Annotated in this window: 17 protein-coding genes and 1 pseudogene; 8 read left to right on the top strand and 10 right to left on the bottom strand. The window is 70.1% G+C overall.

Annotated elements, in window-relative coordinates; translation table 11 throughout:
- Positions 1 to 4 precede the first annotated feature (4 nt).
- The 4 genes from ACIBK0_RS31575 to ACIBK0_RS31560 form a co-directional block, all read right to left on the bottom strand.
- Positions 5 to 1,723, bottom strand: a complete 1,719-nt coding sequence (locus tag ACIBK0_RS31575; RefSeq protein WP_399087406.1) for an ABC transporter substrate-binding protein — start codon at positions 1,721 to 1,723, stop codon at positions 5 to 7.
- A 194-nt stretch (positions 1,724 to 1,917) separates the two neighbouring features.
- On the bottom strand, positions 1,918 to 2,010 hold the full coding sequence (locus ACIBK0_RS31570; RefSeq protein ID WP_324608112.1) for an Ms4533A family Cys-rich leader peptide: 93 nt from the start codon (positions 2,008 to 2,010) through the stop codon (positions 1,918 to 1,920).
- A 56-nt stretch (positions 2,011 to 2,066) separates the two neighbouring features.
- Positions 2,067 to 3,665, bottom strand: a complete 1,599-nt coding sequence (locus tag ACIBK0_RS31565; RefSeq protein ID WP_399087403.1) for a DUF3152 domain-containing protein — start codon at positions 3,663 to 3,665, stop codon at positions 2,067 to 2,069.
- Positions 3,666 to 3,673: 8 nt separating this feature from the next.
- On the bottom strand, positions 3,674 to 4,663 hold the full coding sequence (locus ACIBK0_RS31560) for an alpha/beta fold hydrolase (protein WP_399087401.1): 990 nt from the start codon (positions 4,661 to 4,663) through the stop codon (positions 3,674 to 3,676).
- Positions 4,664 to 4,821: 158 nt separating this feature from the next.
- Between ACIBK0_RS31560 and ACIBK0_RS31555 the strand changes: the two genes are divergently transcribed.
- From ACIBK0_RS31555 to ACIBK0_RS31540, 4 genes are all read left to right on the top strand, one after another.
- The gene (locus ACIBK0_RS31555) at positions 4,822 to 5,040 is read left to right on the top strand and encodes a hypothetical protein (protein WP_399087399.1); all 219 of its coding nucleotides are present in this window, start codon (positions 4,822 to 4,824) and stop codon (positions 5,038 to 5,040) included.
- Positions 5,041 to 5,286: 246 nt separating this feature from the next.
- The gene (locus ACIBK0_RS31550) at positions 5,287 to 5,928 is read left to right on the top strand and encodes a TetR/AcrR family transcriptional regulator (protein WP_399087397.1); all 642 of its coding nucleotides are present in this window, start codon (positions 5,287 to 5,289) and stop codon (positions 5,926 to 5,928) included.
- Positions 5,929 to 6,063: 135 nt separating this feature from the next.
- Positions 6,064 to 6,291, top strand: coding sequence for a DUF3107 domain-containing protein (locus tag ACIBK0_RS31545; protein ID WP_028801993.1), 228 nt, complete (start codon positions 6,064 to 6,066; stop codon positions 6,289 to 6,291).
- Between the two features lie 405 nt (positions 6,292 to 6,696).
- Positions 6,697 to 6,966 carry a hypothetical protein gene (locus ACIBK0_RS31540; RefSeq protein ID WP_399087395.1) on the top strand — a complete coding sequence of 90 codons (270 nt, stop codon included), beginning with the start codon at positions 6,697 to 6,699 and terminating at the stop codon, positions 6,964 to 6,966.
- Between the two features lie 66 nt (positions 6,967 to 7,032).
- Here ACIBK0_RS31540 and ACIBK0_RS31535 read toward each other — a convergent pair whose 3' ends face one another.
- A complete protein-coding gene (locus tag ACIBK0_RS31535) occupies positions 7,033 to 7,794 on the bottom strand; it encodes a ferritin-like fold-containing protein (RefSeq protein WP_399087393.1) in 762 nt (253 codons plus the stop codon).
- A 476-nt stretch (positions 7,795 to 8,270) separates the two neighbouring features.
- Between ACIBK0_RS31535 and ACIBK0_RS31530 the strand changes: the two genes are divergently transcribed.
- Both ACIBK0_RS31530 and ACIBK0_RS31525 read left to right on the top strand, forming a co-directional pair.
- Positions 8,271 to 10,610 carry a DEAD/DEAH box helicase gene (locus ACIBK0_RS31530; RefSeq protein WP_399087391.1) on the top strand — a complete coding sequence of 780 codons (2,340 nt, stop codon included), beginning with the start codon at positions 8,271 to 8,273 and terminating at the stop codon, positions 10,608 to 10,610.
- Between the two features lie 245 nt (positions 10,611 to 10,855).
- Positions 10,856 to 11,722, top strand: coding sequence for an alpha/beta fold hydrolase (locus ACIBK0_RS31525; RefSeq protein WP_399087389.1), 867 nt, complete (start codon positions 10,856 to 10,858; stop codon positions 11,720 to 11,722).
- Between the two features lie 22 nt (positions 11,723 to 11,744).
- Here the strand turns inward: ACIBK0_RS31525 and ACIBK0_RS31520 are convergent, their stop codons facing one another.
- Positions 11,745 to 12,641, bottom strand: a complete 897-nt coding sequence (locus tag ACIBK0_RS31520; protein ID WP_399087387.1) for an NYN domain-containing protein — start codon at positions 12,639 to 12,641, stop codon at positions 11,745 to 11,747.
- 225 nt (positions 12,642 to 12,866) lie between these two features.
- On the opposite strand from ACIBK0_RS31520, the gene ACIBK0_RS31515 reads away from it, so the two are divergent.
- Positions 12,867 to 13,019, top strand: a complete 153-nt coding sequence (locus ACIBK0_RS31515) for a hypothetical protein (RefSeq protein WP_105968294.1) — start codon at positions 12,867 to 12,869, stop codon at positions 13,017 to 13,019.
- Between the two features lie 102 nt (positions 13,020 to 13,121).
- On the opposite strand, the gene ACIBK0_RS31510 is transcribed toward ACIBK0_RS31515, so the two are convergent.
- From ACIBK0_RS31510 to ACIBK0_RS31500, 3 genes are all read right to left on the bottom strand, one after another.
- Positions 13,122 to 13,727, bottom strand: coding sequence for a MarC family protein (locus ACIBK0_RS31510; RefSeq protein ID WP_399087385.1), 606 nt, complete (start codon positions 13,725 to 13,727; stop codon positions 13,122 to 13,124).
- A 138-nt stretch (positions 13,728 to 13,865) separates the two neighbouring features.
- Entirely contained in the window at positions 13,866 to 14,732 is an 867-nt protein-coding gene (locus tag ACIBK0_RS31505; RefSeq protein WP_399087383.1) for a PHP domain-containing protein, read from the bottom strand.
- Positions 14,733 to 14,892: 160 nt separating this feature from the next.
- Complete coding sequence (locus ACIBK0_RS31500) at positions 14,893 to 15,534, bottom strand: DUF6758 family protein (protein ID WP_399087381.1); 642 nt, start codon at positions 15,532 to 15,534, stop codon at positions 14,893 to 14,895.
- Between the two features lie 184 nt (positions 15,535 to 15,718).
- Here ACIBK0_RS31500 and ACIBK0_RS31495 point away from each other — a divergent pair.
- A pseudogene (locus tag ACIBK0_RS31495) lies at positions 15,719 to 17,009 on the top strand (MFS transporter).
- A 66-nt stretch (positions 17,010 to 17,075) separates the two neighbouring features.
- On the opposite strand, the gene ACIBK0_RS31490 reads toward ACIBK0_RS31495, so the two are convergent.
- On the bottom strand, positions 17,076 to 17,660 hold the full coding sequence (locus tag ACIBK0_RS31490; RefSeq protein WP_399087379.1) for a suppressor of fused domain protein: 585 nt from the start codon (positions 17,658 to 17,660) through the stop codon (positions 17,076 to 17,078).
- Between the last annotated feature and the right edge of the window lie 207 nt (positions 17,661 to 17,867).

Genomic DNA, 17,867 nt, shown 5'->3' with positions numbered 1-17,867 from the left:
GGTGCTACTTCACCGCGACCTGGGAGATGTCCAGAACACCGGTCCAGTCGCTGATGACGATGTTCTTGACGGCGCTGCCGTACAGCCGCTTGTAGACGGGGTGGAACAGCGGCACGGTCAGGGCCTGCTCGCCGATCTTCTTGTCCAGTGCACCCCAGCGCTTGGCGGCCTCGTCAAGATTCGTCAACTTGTTGATCGCGTCAATCTCGTCATTGACCGACTTGTCATTGAGGAAGCTGGTGTTGAAGTTGGCGCCGTCCTTGACGATCTGCCGGCCGTCGAAGATCGGGGCCAGGAACGGGCCGCCCGAGGGCCAGTCGGCGCCCCAGTGGGCGAGGAAGAAGCCCGGCTCGGTCTTGACACTGTGGATCTTGTCCTTGTAGTCGTTGATCTCCAGACCCTGGAGCTTGACCGTGATCCCGGCCTTCTTCAGGGCGTCCTGGATGGCGGTCGCGATCTCCGGGCTGGTCTCGAAGTCCTTGTCGTTGGAGTGCGTGAGCGTGATGGTGAGCCCGTTCTTGTAACCGGCCTCCTTCAGCAGTTCCTTGGCCTTGGCCGGGGTGCCGGACTTGCCCGCCGGGAAGAGGTCGTACGGCGTGTAGCCGAAGGACTTCTGGTTCGGCAGGTACGTCGTCGCGGGCTCGGCGAGCGACGAGCCGCCCGCCGCGTTGATCACTGACGTACGGTCGATGGCGTACGAGATCGCCTGGCGCACCTTGGGGTTGTTGAAGGGCTTCACCTTCGGGTTGAAGGCGATGTAGTTCGTGTAGCCGAAGTGTCCGGTTCCGACGCGCGAAGCGAGCTCCTTGTCACCCGTCACCTTGGCGAGCTCGGCGGGGCCGAGGTTGGTGTCCGTCGTGACAGCGGTGGCGTCCGCTCCCTGGGACGCGGACAGCCGCTGGTTGATCACGGACGAGTCCAGACCCGACCGTACGTCGATCTTGTCCGGGTAGGCCTTGCGCTCGGCGTCGGTCGACGCGGACCAGTACGTGTTGCGCTCCAGGGTCAGCCGCTCGCCGTCGTTCTCGTTCTTGACGACCTTGTAGGGACCCGACGAGATCGGATGCTCCTCGTACTTGGTGCCGTTGTCCTTGGCCTTCGGCACGGGCGTGAACTGCGTCTGCGTGGCCAGGTAAGGGAACTCGCCCTCGGGCTTGTTGAGGTGGAAGACGATGGTCAGGTCGTCCGGCGTCTCGATCGAGTCGAGGCCCTTCTTGTCCTTGTACGGGCCCTGATAGTCGGCGCCGCCGATCAGCCAGTCCCTCAAGTAGGGGGCGCCACCGGAGAGTTCGGCGGCGAAGGAGCGCTCGATGCCGTACTTGATGTCGGCGGAGGTGATCGGCGCGCCGTCCTCGTACTTGAGCCCCTTCTTCAGGGTGTACGTCCACACGGTCGCGTTCTCGCTCGGGCGGCCGGTGTCCGTGGCGAGGTCGGGAACGACCTCGGCGCCCGCGGCACCGCTCTCACGGTTGCGCGTGGTGAGCGTGCGGAAGACGAGGGAGGGGACGTTGCCGCCGCCGGAGGTGTAGAGCCGCGCCGGGTCGAAGTCCTCCTGCGGGTTCGCGTTCAGGACGGTGAGCGTGCCGCCCTTCTGCGGCTTGGCGTCGCCACCGGAGCTCTTGGCATCGTTGTCCTTCGGCCCGCAGGCGGCGGCGCCCGCTGCCACGACCAGGCTGACGGATGCCGCGGCCACGCGGCGCGCTATGACGGACGGATGACGCATCGAAAGACGACCTCTCGGATGGTGAGACGGATTGACGCAGAGTGAGACGGAAGAGCGCAGAGCTCGCCCAAGGCGTCAGGCGTCGGCATCCGACCGAGAGAGACCAGGATTGACCGGACCGAAAGAGACCCGCGCGCCGCTACGGGGCGCACGGACAGCACGGGAGAAAGCGACGCACTCGCCAGGGGCGGGCGTCAGCGACAGTGAATGTCTGCCACGCAGAGCGCGGTCACGCCGATCAGCGCCAGCTCAATGGCGGCGCGGGCGGAGACGTGACGAGGCGACATGCGGAGAAATATGAACGAACTTTCGCCGCATGTCAACGTGACCTGTGGGGTCTCTGTCAACTCCCGGGATAAGGCCAGGGGTTGGCCTTGCAGTGGATCCCGTCGTGGTCGAGGAACTTGGTCTGCTGCTGCATGACGGGGGCGAGTTCGCCGTCTTTGTCGCAGGTGACGTGGCCGTATCCGAGCCGGTGGCCGACCTCGTGGTTGATCAGCATCTGCCGGTACGCGTGAATTCGGTCACCGTAGGTCTTGGAGCCCTGGGCCCAGCGGTACGCGTTGATCATGACGCGGTCGGTCGACGCGGAGTCGCACGACACGTTGTCCTCCGTCGTGTCGAGCCCCGACTTGGCGCACCACTTGGCGGTTGTGCCCGGGCTCGCCAGCGTGATCACGAAGTCGGGCTTGCCGGAAGAGATCCGCTCGAAGGTGCGGCCGCCGTTGTGGGCCCAACTCCGGTCGTCGTTCAGGGTCTTCTGCACGGCCTGCGCGAAGAGGGCGCCGTCCAGGCCGAGGCCCTGCTCCACGTCGACGCGATAGGTGTACTTGCGGCCCTTGCCCGGCGCCTTGTCGAAGCCGAGGACCGCGTCGAACTTCCCGGACCCCATGAGCGTCGCGCCGAGCGCGTACTTCTTGGCCATCTTCTGGTCGTACGTCAGTGTCGTCGCGCCCGGTGTCCCCGACTGGGTCGGCCGGTCGTCCCCGCGCGAGGCGGAGTCGTGGGTCTCCCGGCCGTTGCCGCCGGCGGACCGCGCGCTCGCGTCGGCGTCCTGCCGCCCGGTGGCGACCTGCCCGGCCACGACGACGGCCAGCACCGTGGTGACGGCGGCCGCCGCGATCCCGGTGAACGCCCGCCCCTTGACCGCCTTGCCCTTCGGCGGCTCCTCGACCTCGGGCAGCGGCTTCTCGTCGGCCTCCGTGTCCCAGTCCGTGACGGAGCTGTACGGGTCGATGCGGTGACCCGCTGCGTCGCGGGGCGCGAAGACGTCGACGTCCTCGTCCGCGTCACCGTCGAAGGCGTCGACGTAGGACTGCCGGGGGCCCTGCCCGGGCTCCTGGCGCTGACGGGGGATCCGGGGCCCGGGACGGCCGGGCGGCACGCCGTGCGGAGCGCCTTGCGGTGCCCCCGGCGGCGCGGTCTGCGGCCCACCGCCGCTGAACTCGCCCCAGCCGCCGCCCGGTTCACGCTGCTCGGGGTGACCGCCACGCACTCGGGGGACACCGTGGGCGGGGGTTCCGTCAGGGAAACGGGGGACGCCGTGCGCGGGAGTCCCGTCGGGAAGACGTGGCACACCACCCTGTGCCGGTGTTCCGTCCGGGAAACGCGGCACCCCGCGTGCGGGGGTCCCGTCGGCCATGCGCGGGATGCCGTGCGCGGGAGTCCCGTCGGGAAGACGTGGCACACCGTGCAGGGGCGTCCCGTCCGGGAAGCGGGGCACACCCTGTGCCGGTGTTCCGTCCGGGAAACGCGGCACCCCGCGTGCGGGGGTCCCGCCCAGCGGAGGCCGCGGACCCGGCGCGCCCGGAGGCGGAGTCGCCGTACGAAGAGAGGGAGCGGGTCCCGGCGCCGGGGCCCTTGCCGCGTCCTGCGCCGGAACCGCGGGTATCTCGGAGGTATCGGTCTTGCCTGCCCGCCCCCGACGGCTGTGACGTCCCACGCCCCGCCTCAGCTCCCCGCGCCGGCAGCGGACGAAGAGGCCGACTCGCCTGTGTCCGCGAGGAGTTCACGGAAGGCCGTGGCCACGGTCTCCGGATACTCCATCATCGCGACATGCCCCGCCTCCGGCAGGGACAGCAGCCGGGCGTCGCGGAAGGCGCGGGCCGCGCGCTGGGCCATGCGGTAGCCGACGAGTTGGTCGCGGCCGCCGTAGATGAGCAGGGTCGGCGCGAGCACGCGCTCGGCCTGGCGCCACAGCCCGTGCTGGCCGCCCAGCGTGTACGCGTTCACCAGCCCGCGCGACGAGCGCGTCATGGCGTCCCAGAAGTACGGGAGGGCCAGCCGCCGCTCCAACTCCTCGACCGCCTCGCGGAACGCCTCGGGCGTCACGATGCTGGGATCCCCGTAACAGAGCGCCATGACCCCGCGTACGCGCTGCTCGGCGCTCCACTCCTTGGTGAGCCTGGTGAACAGCCGCGCCACACCGGGCACCGCGAGCAGCGCGGTCGGCCAGGCGGTGCGCTGTGCCCGGATCTCCGGGAGCGCGGGCGAGATCAGCGTGAGCGTACGGACGAGATCGGGGCGTACGGCCGCGACGCGCGTTGCGACGGCCCCGCCGAGCGAGTTCCCGAAGAGGTGCACGGGACCGCGCCCGGCCGCGTCGAGATAGCGGATGACCGCGCGCGCGTGACCCGTGACCGAGTAGTTCCCGTCGTCCGGCGGCGGCGAGTCCCCGAAGCCCGGCAGGTCCACGGCCTCGCTGTCCACGATCCCGTCGAGCAGCGGCATCAGCCCCGACCAGTTCTGCGAGGAACCGCCCAGGCCGTGCACGTACAGCGCGGGCGGCAGCCCCTCCCGCTCCGGCGGTCTGGACCGGATCGTCAGGGTGATCCCCGGCAGCCCCACCGATCGCAGCCGCTCCCCCGCCGCGACCCTGACGGCACCGACCCTCGGTGTGACAGCGGTGGCCAGCACGGGCGGCAGCTCGGTCGAAGACATGCGGCAATGTTACGAGACGATCACGCAGTGGTTCGTGTGTTCGCCGTCACAGATCGCGAGCGGATGGCATAGCGCCCCGATCGGGTGTCTCCTAGGCTTCAGACGAGGGCACTCGTACGCACACAGGAGCGCACTCGCCCCGCTCGGGAAGAGGAACCATGACAGTCGACCCGACAGACCCCGAGACCTTCAACGACCAGTTTCGGCAAATTCTCGACGCGGAGGCTCCGGAAGCCGCCGCCGCCGAGCAGGTCACCGAACTGGACCCCGTCGATGACGTCGACCCCCAGCCCGCCGGCGACCCCCTGAACGCCAACGAGGCGGATCTCGCCGAGCAGGCAAGGGTCGTACGACTCAACGAGGACGACTACCGGTGATCAACGGGACCGCATGCCGTTGATCCATATCGTTGATCAACAAGGGCGACCGCCCGCGACGGGACGCCGCTGATCAGGCCAGTGGGGGCGGCGTAGCGCCCTTCTCACCCCGTTCTGCAGGCATTGCGCCACTATCGCCCGCGTCCGGTCCGTGAAATTCTGCGCTCGCACCGCGCACACCAGGGTTACCGAAAAGTACGATGGCCGCGCGGCGCACACCGCATGTGGACAATTTTGGGAGGCGGCGTGACAGCCATCGAGCAGACAGAGGCGGCACGCCCGCGGGGCACTCGCCTGCCGCGCCGTGCCCGACGCAACCAGCTCCTCGGCGCCGCCCAGGAAGTTTTCGTTGCGCAGGGGTACCACTCGGCCGCCATGGACGACATCGCCGAGCGCGCGGGCGTCAGCAAGCCGGTCCTCTACCAGCACTTCCCGGGCAAGCTCGATCTGTACCTCGCCCTGCTGGACCAGCACTGCGAGTCGCTGCTCCACGCGGTGCGAACCGCGCTCGCGTCCACCACGGACAACAAGCTGCGTGTCCGCGCGACGATGGACGCCTACTTCGCGTACGTCGAGGACGACGGCGGCGCCTTCCGTCTGGTCTTCGAGTCGGACCTGACCAACGAGCCCGCGGTCCGCGAGCGCGTCGACAAGGTGACGCACGAGTGCGCGGAGGCGATCTGCGAGGTCATCGCGGAGGACACGGGCCTGTCGCGCGCCGAGTCGATGCTCCTCGCCTCCGGCCTCGGCGGCCTCGCCCAGGTGGTGGCCCGCTCCTGGCTGCACAGTGACCGCAGCGTCCCGCGCGACCAGGCGGTTCAGCTGCTGACCTCGCTGGCCTGGCGGGGCATCGCCGGTTTCCCGCTGCACGGCACGGATCATCACTGACCGCCACTTTGTTCCCGTCCGCTGTTCGCTCCTGGCGTTCTTGGGCGGAGCGTGTACGTCCCCTCACCGGGCTAATGTGTGCTGCGTACGGCGCGGACACACGCGCACATCACTGACCGTCGGAGGGACAAAGCCGTGGAGGTCAAGATCGGCGTGCAGCACGCGCCCCGCGAGATCGTTCTGGAGAGCGGTCAGACCCCGGAAGAGGTCGAGCGCGCGGTGTCCGAAGCGCTGGCCGGCAAGTCGCAGCTGCTGAGCCTCGTGGACGACCACGGCCGCAAGGTCCTGGTTCCGGCCGACCGCCTGGCGTATGTGGAGCTCGGTGAGCCCACGCAGCGCAAGGTGGGATTCAGCGCGCTGTAGGTGGAGCGAGCGACAGCAGAAGCATGAGGGCCCGGTGGCACAGCCACCGGGCCCTTCGCACGCACGGCGCGCTCGATACTTCGCATGCACGGCGCAGCCGGTCCTTCGCACGCACGGCGCAGCCGGTCCTTCGCACGCACGGCGCAGCCGGTCCTTCGCCTGCATGGCGCGGCCGCCCTTCGCTCGCACGGCGGGGCGATGCTTCGCCCGCAGTGGGCCTTCCCCTCGCCCGCTCAGCGGAGCAACCCTTCGCCTGCAGGTCGGGGCAGCCCTTCATCCGCAGCGAGCCCCTTGGCTCACACAGATGGAGTACAGATCGGTCACAGGGGAGGATTGCATTCCGCACGTCACGGGTAAGACCGGCTACGACCGATTTGCACCGGCCGTGCGGGAGGGACCCCCACCATGTTCTTGGAAGCGCTCGGCTCCGCGTTGCTCGGTCTCGCGCTGGCGTGGGCCGCTGCGTACCGGCTGCCGCATCGGCTGCCGGCCCGCAGCCTGGTCCTGTCGACCGGAGTCGCCGGAGCCCTGTTCGGTGCCTTCCTGACGCACACCGCACTGGGCACCGGCCACTTCCTGGTGATCCTGCTCGGCGCCGCGGCGGTTTCCGCGGCCCTGCTCTCCCTGCTGCTCCGTCCGGAGGAACGCTTTCGCCGCCGCTCGGCGACCGCGTAACCCGTTCCGTAAGAACCCCAAGAACCCCAACGGCCCCAACGACCCCAACGGCCCCAAGCCGCGCGCTTAGGCCGCCAGCCCCAGTGCGGCCATCCGCTTCGTGTGCGCCTCGGTGATCCGCGAGAACATCCGGCCGACCTCCGCGAGGTCGAAGCCGTCCGCGACACCGCCCACGAGCATGGTCGACAAGGCGTCACGGTCGGCGACCACGCGCTGCGACTGGGACAGGGCCTCGCCCATCAGACGGCGCGCCCACAGCGCCAGTCGGCCGCCCACACGCGGGTCCGCGTCGATCGCGGCGCGCACCTTCTCGATGGCGAAGCTGGCGTGCCCGGTGTCGTCGAGGACGGCGAGGACGAGCCGCCGCGTGTCGGAGTCGAGCCGCGCCGCGACCTCCCGGTAGAAGTCGCTGGCGATCGAGTCGCCGACGTAGGCCTTGACGAGGCCCTCCAGCCAGTCCGAGGGCGCCGTCTGCTTGTGGAAGCCGTCCAGCGCGGCGACGAACGGCTCCATCGCCTGTGTCGGCTCGGCGCCGATCGCCGCGAGGCGGTCCCTGAGCTGCTCGAAGTGGTGGAACTCGGCCGACGCCATCTTCGCCAGCTCCGCCTTGTCGCTCAGCGTCGGCGCCAGCTTGGCGTCCTCGGCGAGCCGCTCGAACGCCGCGAGCTCGCCGTACGCGAGCGCTCCGAGCAGGTCCACGAGCGCGGCGCGGTACTGAGGGTCGGCGGAGGCCGTGTCCCAGTCCTGGGCGGCGACTCCGGTGGCCGCGGGAGCGGTGTCGTCGGCGGCCTCGGCGGGTGTGTCAGCGGCGTTGTCAGGCGTCGTCATGAAGCGCACAATAGCCCGCTCACCGCGGCGGGGAAGTCCCTGGTCAATCAGTGTGACGACGAGTACGTGACCAAATCGGCCATCGCATGTGCGCGATTCCAGGGTATGGTGGTAATGCGCCCGGCGAGTATTCGACGGGCCGCACGAATGAGGATGCCCGGTCGGTGGCCCGATCGGCTCCGACCCGACAGCCCTCCTCGTCCGTACGGCACATTGCGTACTGACGATACGGAGGGACCCTCAGCGGTACGAGCGCTCGAGCGTCGGCAGTGGTCCCATGCCACCCCGGCCCGCTGGTCAAGAGCGGCCGACGTCCCCCCGGCACGGTCCCGACACGACCCCCCGCGCTCGCCTCGCACCGCGTACACAGAAGAGGCAGCACCCTGACTACGACTTTCCGAGAGCTCGGGATCCTTTCCGAGACGGCCGAAGCCCTTGAGGCCGTCGGCATCATCAATCCCTTCCCCATTCAAGAGATGACGCTCCCCGTTGCCCTGTCCGGCACCGACGTCATCGGCCAGGCCAAGACCGGCACCGGCAAGACGCTGGGCTTCGGCCTTCCGCTTCTGGAGCGCGTCACCGTCCCCGCGGACGTCGAGGCGGGCCGGGCCAAGCCCGAGCAGCTCACCGACGCCCCGCAGGCCCTCGTCGTCGTCCCGACGCGCGAGCTGTGCACCCAGGTCACCAACGACCTGCTGACCGCGGGCAAGGTCCGCAACGTACGCGTTCTCGCCATTTACGGCGGCCGGGCGTACGAGCCGCAGGTCGAGGCCCTCAAGAAGGGCGTCGACGTCATCGTCGGCACCCCCGGGCGGCTGCTGGACCTCGCGGGCCAGAAGAAGCTCAACCTCAAGCACATCAAGGCGCTCGTCCTCGACGAGGCCGACGAGATGCTCGACCTGGGCTTCCTGCCCGACGTCGAGAAGATCATGAACATGCTGCCGGCCCGCCGTCAGACGATGCTCTTCTCGGCGACCATGCCGGGTGCGGTCATCGGTCTCGCGCGCCGCTACATGTCGCAGCCCACGCACATCCGCGCAACGGCGCCGGACGACGAGGGTGCGACCGTCGCGAACACCGCGCAGTTCGTCTACCGCGCGCACAACATGGACAAGCCGGAGCTGGTCGCCCGCATACTGCAGGCCGACGGTCGCGGACTCGCCATGGTGTTCTGCCGCACCAAGCGGACGGCGGCGGACCTCGCCGACCAGCTGCAGCAGCGCGGCTTCGCCTCCGGCGCGGTCCACGGCGACCTCGGCCAGGGCGCCCGCGAGCAGGCGCTGCGCGCCTTCCGCAACGGCAAGGTCGACGTCCTCGTCTGCACCGACGTCGCCGCGCGCGGCATCGACGTCGAGGGCGTCACCCACGTCATCAACTACCAGTCCCCCGAGGACGAGAAGACGTACCTGCACCGCATCGGCCGTACGGGCCGCGCGGGCGCCAAGGGCATCGCGATCACCCTCGTCGACTGGGACGACATCCCGCGCTGGCAGCTGATCAACAAGGCGCTGGACCTCGGCTTCAACGACCCGCCGGAGACGTACTCCACGTCCCCGCACCTCTTCGAGGAGCTGGGCATCCCGGCCGGCACCAAGGGCGTCCTGCCGCGTTCCGAGCGCACCCGCGCCGGGCTCGCGGCCGAGGAGGTCGAGGACCTCGGCGAGACCGGTGGGCGCGGCCCGCGCGGTCGCGGTGGCCGCGGGGATCGCAGTGATCGCAGTGATCGTGGTGACCGCTCCTCGGCGCCGTCCGCCGAGCGCGCGCCGCGTCGTCGCCGTCGTACGCGCAACGGTGCGCCGCTGGAGGAGACGTCCGTGTCTCCGGCTGCCGAGGCAACGACGGAGTCCGCCTCCGCCGAGGCCAACGAGGCCGTCGAGTCCCGTACGCCGCGGCGTCGTCGCCGTACGCGCGCCGGGGCGGCGTCGGAGGCGGTCGCGTCGGTGCCCTCGGTGAACGAGGCCGCGGACGCCGCTGTGGCGACGGCCGAGGGTGTCGTCGACGAGCCGGCCAAGCCGCGCCGTCGTCGGACCCGCAAGACGGCGGAGCCGGTCGAGACGGTGCAGTCCGTGGACGCCGCGGAGACCGTGGAGACGACCGCCCCCGTCGCGGTCGAGACCGTCGCCGCGAATGTCGCCGAGGCGCCGGCCAAGCCGGTGCGTCGCCGGACCCGCAAGGCCGCGGAGGCCGTCGTCGACACGGTCGAGGCCGTGTCGGAGGCCGCGGAGACCGTGGCCAAGCCGGTGCGTCGTCGTACGCGCAAGGCCGCGGAGGCCGTTGTCGAGACGGTCGAGGCCGTGTCGGAGGCCGTGACCGAGGCGGAGGCCAAGCCGCGCCGGACGCGGGCCAAGGCCGCCGCTGCCGTGGACACCGCCGAAGCCGCCGAGGCCAAGCCCGTGCGTCGCCGCACCCGCAAGGCCGTCGACGCCGAGATTCCCGCTCAGGCGGCTGCCGAGGACGCCGAGGCCAAGCCGGTGCGTCGCCGCACCCGCAAGGCCGCGGAGGCTGCCGTGGAGACCGCGGAGGGCGTTGCCGAGGCTCCGGCCAAGGCCCGTCGTACGCGCAAGGCCGCGGTCGCCGTCGTGGACGGGGCCGAGGTCGCGACCGAGGCGGAGGCCAAGCCGCGCCGGACGCGGGCCAAGGCCGCCGCTGCCGTGGACACCGCCGAAGCCGCCGAGGCCAAGCCCGTGCGTCGCCGCACCCGCAAGGCCGTCGACGCCGAGATTCCCGCTCAGCCGGCTGCCGAGGACGCCGAGGCCAAGCCGGTGCGTCGCCGCACCCGCAAGGCCGCGGTTGCCGCGGAGTCCGCGGAGAGCTGATCCTCTGTCCGATGGCCCGGTCCCGCCTTTTGGTGGGGCCGGGCCATCGGTCTTTCGCCCCCGCCACCCCTACCTGTCCCGTATCTGGGGGGCTTCGTCCCCCAGCCCCCCGTGGTTGTTCTTTTGGTGCGGGCCTGTGGGGGCTTGTCGCGCAGTTCCCCGCGCCCCTTTCAGCGGAGGCGGAAAACCACCCCCCACGCCCACCCACAGAGCGCTCGCCAACGCCGCCCGATAACCTCGGGGGCATGAGCAGGCCGCCCAGCTTCATCCCGCCCGCCGGAGTCCGTGCCTACCGGCTCCCCACCGCCCGCGGTGAGTTCGCCGTGCTCGACGCCGCCCCGCAGGGGCACCCAAAGGGAACCGCCCTCCTGCTGCCGGGGTTCACCGGGAGCAAGGAGGACTTCATCGCGCTGCATGAGCCGTTGGCGCGTGAGGGGTATCGGACGGTCGCCGTGGACGGGCGCGGGCAGTTCGAGACCGAGGGGCCCAAGGACGACGAATCGGCGTACGCACAGGGCGAGTTGGCGCAGGACGTGCTCGCGCAGACCGCCGCCCTCGGCACTCACGTGCACCTCGTGGGGCACTCACTCGGCGGCCAGATCTCCCGCGCCGCCGTGCTCCTGGACTCCTCCCCCTTCCTCTCGCTGACCCTCATGTCCTCGGGCCCCGCCCAGATCTCCATATCCCAGCAGCAGCGCGTCAAGCTGCTGCGCGACGCGCTCGCCGTGATGAGCATGGCCGAGGTGTGGGAGGCGATGCGGTCGATGGAGCCGCCCGAGGAGACCGACGCCGGCGGGCTCGACCCGGGGCTCGACGACCTCGACGACCTACGGCGCCGCTGGCTGGCCAACAGCCCGGCCCAGCTCATCGCCACGGGCCGCCAACTGTGCACCGAACCCGATCGCGTCGCCGAACTGGCCGCCGTCCCCCTGCCGAAGCATGTGCTCTCCGGCGCGCTCGACGACACCTGGCCGATCACCCTGCTGGACGAGATGGCCGTACGACTCCAGGCCAAGCGCACGGTCGTCCCGGGAGCGGAGCACTCCCCCAACACGGACAACCCGCCGGAGACGGCGCGCGCCCTGATCGAGTTCTGGAACGCGAAGCAGTAGCGAGCGGCGTGGCCACCGGTTACTAGTACTGCGCCTGCAGGTGCTCCCAGAAGCCGTCCCGGAGCGCCCGACGCAGGTCCGCCTGTCCGCGCAGGGAGTACTGGAGGAGCCCCTCGGCCTCGACCAGCAGATCCTGGTCGACCGAGCCGGGGAGATAGGGATGCCCGGGCAGGAGTTCAGCCAGTGACTCCCGCCCCCGCGCGGCCAGCCACTTCGCGGCGACCTGCGCGCCCACGAAGCGCACGTCGTCGCGCGTGGGACGGCTCGCCGCCGCCGCGTCGTACGAGAGGGCGGTCCGCCGTGACACATAGGGCTTGAAGAAGTCGAGGTCGAAGGTCCGCTGGCTGTCGACCTCCCAGAGCAGCGGCTCGGCCTGGTTGCGGCCCTCGGGCGCCTCGATCCCCCAAAGGTGGACCCGGGCCCCGTACCCCTGCGCCGCCTCGACCGCCGAGACCAGGTCCTCGTCTCCGCCGAGCAGCGCGGCGTCGCTGATGGCGCGGTGCCGGGCGAGGGACTCCAGGTCGGACCTGATGAGTGAATCGACGCCCTTTTGTTGGTTGTTGGCGTTGAGGTTGCCCAACCGCACCTTCACGTCCGGGAGTTCGGCGATCGCCTGCTGTTCCGAGGTGTGGATACGGCGGCGGGCGCCGTCGTACCAGTAGACGCGCAACAGCCTGCTGTCCGCGAAGATCGTGCGGGCCCGGTCGATGAGCGCCTCGATGAGGCCTTCGGTGTCCAGGTCGAAGGAACGGCGGTCCTCCGTCCCGGCGACGAGCCGCCCCGCGGCCGCGTAGAGATATCCGGCATCGACGAAGATCGCGTGGGTCGAGGGCGTCTTCGCCACCTCGGCGAGCATTCGGTGCAGCAGCTCGTTCGTGCGGTCGATGCGGGCGCCGAGCGCCGCGAGGTCGTCGTTCATCGCCTCCATTGTCCCGGCGGTCACGCTGCGAACACAACTGGCCCCGTTCAGTCTCCGCCATACCGCTTACCAGTCGGTAATTAGGTTCTCGAAAAATTTCCTTAGCGTAGGGAATGTTTGTAACACGCACCCCGTTGAATACGTACGGAAGCGGGGGCACCGATGCCCTGCGCGCCACCACGAGTAGTTCTCCGCAGGAGGATGACCAGACGAAGGGAGAAGCCCATGCGCTTCGAAATCATGCGACTCGACGATGTCGACGGCACGCCCGTGGACAGCACCGTTGTAGACGCCGCCTCCGTCAACCGGATCGTTCAGCAGGCCGCCGCCATCGGGCAGCGACTGTGGATCCGCCCGGCCGACTCGTCCGCCTCGTAACAGCGCGGACGCATTTTTCGGACTGACGCGTCTTTCAGACTTCAGAGCCCCGCACGGCAACGGTTGCCGTGCGGGGCTCTGCGTGCGCCTGGGCCATACGGCTCACGCGGTCCGGATCACCTGCATGACGCCGTTGATGATCTGCTGCACCGCGATCGCGGAGAGCATCATGCCCGCGAGCCGGGTCACCAGCACGACACCGCCGTCCTTGATGACACGGATGATCAGCAGCGAGTAGCGCATGACCAGCCACAGCACCACATGGATGGCGAGGATCGCGCTCCACACCGACACCTGCGTGGCGACGGTGTCGGCCTTCTGCACCGCCAGGATCACGGAGACGATCGCGCCCGGGCCGGCGAGCAGCGGCATACCCAGGGGCACGAGGGCGACGTTCACATCCTTGGTCTGCTGCGGTTCGTCCGTCTTACCGGTCAGCAGGTCGAGGGCGATCAGCAGGAGCAGCAGCCCGCCCGCGATCATCAAGGCGGGCACGGAGACGTGCAGGTAGTCCAGGATCTGGTGCCCGAGCAGCCCGAACACTGCGATCACGCCACCCGCCACACAGACGGCCTGGAAGGCCATCCGCTTCTGCACTTTGGCGGGGCGCCCGGCGGTCAGCGCGAGAAAGATCGGGGTGATCCCGGGGGGATCCATGATGACAAAAAGGGTCAGGAAGAGGGAGCCGAAGACGGCGACGTCGAACACAGGTGTGGCCTTGCTGGGGTGATGAAAGCAGGACGGCAGCAGGGCAGTGGATGCCGCTACCGCTGTGGGCGGTCGTTCCGCGGGGCGGAACAGATGGGCACAGCCGGCAGCGCCGGGTGCCTGGACAGGAGCGGGGAACTACACGCGGGCGCTGCCTCCGGCGCCCGGCACCGGAAACGCGCCGGTAGCCCGCCGAGTGATCTCCCCGTACACCTCGGGATCGGTCGTGAACTCCCCGAGCACGCACGTCTTCCGGCTGCCGTGGTAGTCGGACGACCCCGTGGCGAGCAGTCCCAGCTCGGCCGCGAGCCCCCGCAACCGCGCCCGGGTCTCCGGGTCGTGGTCCATGTGGTCGACCTCGATACCGTCGAGCCCCGCGGTGGTGAGTTCCGCCATCACGGACTCCGGCACGGTCCGGCCCCGCTTGGCGGCGGCCGGGTGCGCGAAGACGGCGACGCCGCCCGCACCCTTGATCAGCCGGATCGCCTCGAACGGGTCGGTCTCGTGCTTGGGGACGTAGGCGCGGCCGCCGTCGGCCAGCCACTCCTCGGTGAAGGCGTCGGAGACGCTGTCCACGACACCCAGCTCGACCAGCGCGGAAGCGACGTGCGGCCGACCCACGGAGCCGTCGCCCGCGATGCGCGCCACCTGCTCCCAGGTGATCGGCACGCCGAGCTCCTGGAGCTTGGCGATCATGCCCTGGGCGCGCGGCACGCGGTCGTCCCGCACCAGCTCGCGCTCGGCGAGCAGCGCGGGCTCCTCGGGGTCGAACAGGTAGGCCAGCATGTGCATGCTGATGCCGTCGATGCGGCAGGAGAGCTCGGCGCCGGTGACGAGGGTGAGCCCCTCGGGCAGTGCGGCGATCGCCTCGGCGTGGCCGCGGGTGGTGTCATGGTCGGTCAGCGCGACGACGTCCAGCCCCGCGGCGGCCGCGTTCCGCACCAGCTCGGCCGGGGTGTCCGTGCCGTCGGACGCCGTGGAGTGGGTGTGCAGATCGATGCGCACGACGTGACTCCAGGCGGTGACGGGACGGGTGGGGACGCTCAAGGATAACGGGAATCCGAGGGTCCCCTGTCACACCCTCTCCCGCGGAGCGCCCCCTACGAGATTCCTGTGAGGGGCCTCCGCGTTCCGGCGCGGGCCTCCGCGCCCGACATCACGCGCCCTACGGTTCCAGGATCCGCGGCGACAACGCTCCGCACGGCAGCAGATCCACCTCCGCCCCCGCGTCCCGCAGATCCGTCAGCACCAGCTCGTCGTACATCAGCAGACCCGTCTGCTCGGGCCAGACCACCGCCCACAGCCACAGCCCGAGCGCCTCACCCGCGAAGACGGCGCGGTCGTCGGGGGCGCCGGAGACATGCCAGAGCGGGGTCGGGCGCCCGGCCGCGAGGACCTTCGCCTGGGGCGGTTTCTCCACGCTCATGTACGGGCCGGGGTCGGGCCCGTCGATGCCCGCATACCGCGCACCGAGGCCGACGCCGAGTTCCTCGGCGACCAGCAGCAGTTCACCTATGCCGCCGAGCGGTCCGGGACCCGAGCACGCGACGGCGGTCGCGCGACCGCCGCTGCGGTCGTCACCGGCGAACGTCGCGCCGGTGAACAGCCAACCGACCGGCAGCGGCCATGGCATCCACACCGGTACCCGCGCGTGGTGCACGACCACGCCGAGGGCCTCGACGCTGGGCGGGATCACGGGCTGCAGCGGATGCACAGTGCCGTGCACATCGCACTGCCAGGAGTCGGCAAAAAGGCCGGGAGCCCTGACCCGGCCACCACACTTCGGGCAACTGGGTTCGCCCCTCATAGGGCCCAACGGTCCTCCCCGTCCTGCGCCGCGTCAAGGACGATCACCCGTCCGGCGTGTGCCTGTCATGTCGTATCACCTCCCAAAAAGTAGATGCGGCTTGCATTAATTAGCCCTCCTAACTTATTATGTGTATACGACAACGATCTCGGTCGCGCACCGCAGTCGCAGTGAAGGAGCGAGCATGATCAGCAGCACCGGAGGCCCTGCAGGGGCCGACACATTCGAGGCGGGCGCGGGCAGCATCCTGCGTCAGCCGAAGGCCGTCTGGGCGACCGCGGGAGCCTCCGTCGTCGCCTTCATGGGCATCGGGCTCGTCGACCCGATCCTGCCGTCCATCGCCAAGGGCCTGGACGCCACACCCAGTCAGGTGTCGCTGCTCTTCACCTCGTACTTCCTGATCACCGCCGTCGCGATGCTGGCGACCGGCTACGTCTCCAGCCGCATCGGCGGCAAGAAGACCCTGCTGCTCGGCCTCGCGCTCGTCGTGGTCTTCGCGGGGCTCGCGGGCACATCCGGGTCGGTCGGCGAACTCGTCGGCTTCCGGGCGGGCTGGGGCCTCGGCAACGCGCTGTTCGTGTCCACAGCCCTCGCCGTCATCGTCGGCGCCGCGGCCGGCGGCAGCGCGGCGGCCATCCTGCTGTACGAGTCCGCCCTGGGCCTCGGCATGGCATGCGGGCCCCTGCTCGGCGCGCTGCTCGGTGACGCCAGCTGGCGCTACCCGTTCTTCGGCACGGCGTTCCTGATGGCGGTCGGCTTCCTGTGCATCACGGCGTTCCTGAAGGAGCAGCCGAAGCCCGCGAGGAAGACGGCCCTGCTCGATCCGGTCAAGGCGCTCGGCCACGGCGGCCTCGCCTCGGCGGCCGTCTCCGCGTTCTTCTACAACTACACGTTCTTCACCGTGCTCGCCTTCACGCCGTTCGTGCTGAACATGACCCCGTACAAGTCGGGCGCGGTGTTCTTCTGCTGGGGCGTCCTGCTCGCCGTCTTCTCGGTCGTCGTGGCGCCGCGCATGCAGCGGCGGTTCGGCTCGCTGAAGGTGCTGGGCGCCTCGCTGGTGCTGCTCGCCGCCGACGTGCTCGTGCTCGGCTACGGCGACCACACCACCGCCGTCGTCTGCACGATCCTGTCCGGCGCCTTCATCGGCGTGAACAACACGGTCTACACGGAGTTGGCGCTGGGCGTCTCGGACGCGCCGCGCCCGGTGGCGAGCGCGGGCTACAACTTCGTGCGCTGGTTCGCGGCGGCAGCCGCGCCGTACTTCGCGCCGAAGATCGAGGAGTGGAGCGACATCCACATCCCGTTCGTCGTCGCGGCCGTCACCGCGGTGGTCGGCGCCGTCGTCGTCTTCGTACGCCGGAACGCGCTCACCCTCCCCCACTCTCGGCTTCACTCGAGCGGCGGGACCCCCCATGGCCGAGGAGCCGGAACCGCGGCACGCAGCCGAGGACAGCGTCACCGTCTCAGCCAACTGACGGGCTTCGGTCGGTCTCTGACTGGGAGTCAGAAAGTGAGATGCCCCACTCGGTGCCCGGGGCCGATCAGTCCAGCGGAACGGACTTGCGCAGCGGATCGCGCAGGTCCGTTCCGCCGTTCAGCCAGCGCTCCTGGAGGGCACCCGCACCGTGCACGCGCTTCCACGCGGCCTCGTTCGGCGTCATCGGGAGCAGCGGCAGGAAACGTACGGGGTCGGCGGGCGCGTCCAGTTCCAGGTCCTCGACCAGGCCGCCGGACTCCGCGACCAGGACGGAGCTGAACGGCGAGCCGGGCCACAGGGGTTCGCCCACGTCGAGCGAGGCGCCCGGAGCCACCACCAACCCCTCGACCTGCGGGGACGCGGCGAGCACGGCGAGCGGGCGGAGCACCTTGTCGGTGTCGGCGCCGCCTGAGCGCACCGAGAGGATCAGCTCGGCTCGGGGGCCCTTCACCGGGTCGGCGAGGACGGCCGTGGGGTCCGCCATCGGCTGGGCGGACATGCCGAGCGTCGCGTAGCGGACGATGTCACCCTCCGTGAAGCGCAGCACTTCGATGCGGTCGGTGCCGAGGAAGGTGACCGCGGCCCGCGCGTCGGGTTCGCCCAGCGCAGAGCGCAAACGGGCCTCGACCAGAGGAAGAACATCAGCCATGCGCCGAGCATAGGCCGCGTCAATTCCGCTGGAGCGCACCGGACCCCGCGGTCAACAACGGGCAAAGCGGCGCGTTGACGCTTCAGTGCGCTGATAGTCTTGGCCGCTGGTCGGGGCAGCACGCAGAAGCGTCGCTCTCGAGCTCCGACGCACTGAGACTGATCTGACTCCCCAAGGCGGGAGACAGACTCCCCTTCGGGGGATGGA

It is taken from the genome of Streptomyces sp. NPDC050564, from assembly GCF_044457265.1.
In the GTDB taxonomy this organism is placed as follows: domain Bacteria; phylum Actinomycetota; class Actinomycetes; order Streptomycetales; family Streptomycetaceae; genus Streptomyces.
Note: the sequence above shows the minus strand (reverse complement) of the source record. Positions and strands in the feature narration are given on the sequence as shown.

What these genes read in the sequence shown, in the direction of transcription:
- ACIBK0_RS31560 (WP_399087401.1), bottom strand. Translation starts at nt 4,663, where the DNA reads ATGTCTTCGACCGAGCTGCCGCCCGTGCTGGCCACCGCTGTCACACCG.
- ACIBK0_RS31490 (WP_399087379.1), bottom strand. Translation starts at nt 17,660, where the DNA reads ATGGCTGATGTTCTTCCTCTGGTCGAGGCCCGTTTGCGCTCTGCGCTG.
- ACIBK0_RS31570 (WP_324608112.1), bottom strand. Translation starts at nt 2,010, where the DNA reads ATGTCGCCTCGTCACGTCTCCGCCCGCGCCGCCATTGAGCTGGCGCTG.
- ACIBK0_RS31525 (WP_399087389.1), top strand. Translation starts at nt 10,856, where the DNA reads ATGAGCAGGCCGCCCAGCTTCATCCCGCCCGCCGGAGTCCGTGCCTAC.
- ACIBK0_RS31530 (WP_399087391.1), top strand. Translation starts at nt 8,271, where the DNA reads ATGACGCTCCCCGTTGCCCTGTCCGGCACCGACGTCATCGGCCAGGCC.
- ACIBK0_RS31515 (WP_105968294.1), top strand. Translation starts at nt 12,867, where the DNA reads ATGCGCTTCGAAATCATGCGACTCGACGATGTCGACGGCACGCCCGTG.
- ACIBK0_RS31500 (WP_399087381.1), bottom strand. Translation starts at nt 15,534, where the DNA reads ATGAGGGGCGAACCCAGTTGCCCGAAGTGTGGTGGCCGGGTCAGGGCT.
- ACIBK0_RS31555 (WP_399087399.1), top strand. Translation starts at nt 4,822, where the DNA reads ATGACAGTCGACCCGACAGACCCCGAGACCTTCAACGACCAGTTTCGG.
- ACIBK0_RS31540 (WP_399087395.1), top strand. Translation starts at nt 6,697, where the DNA reads ATGTTCTTGGAAGCGCTCGGCTCCGCGTTGCTCGGTCTCGCGCTGGCG.
- ACIBK0_RS31535 (WP_399087393.1), bottom strand. Translation starts at nt 7,794, where the DNA reads ATGACGACGCCTGACAACGCCGCTGACACACCCGCCGAGGCCGCCGAC.
- ACIBK0_RS31575 (WP_399087406.1), bottom strand. Translation starts at nt 1,723, where the DNA reads ATGCGTCATCCGTCCGTCATAGCGCGCCGCGTGGCCGCGGCATCCGTC.
- ACIBK0_RS31520 (WP_399087387.1), bottom strand. Translation starts at nt 12,641, where the DNA reads ATGAACGACGACCTCGCGGCGCTCGGCGCCCGCATCGACCGCACGAAC.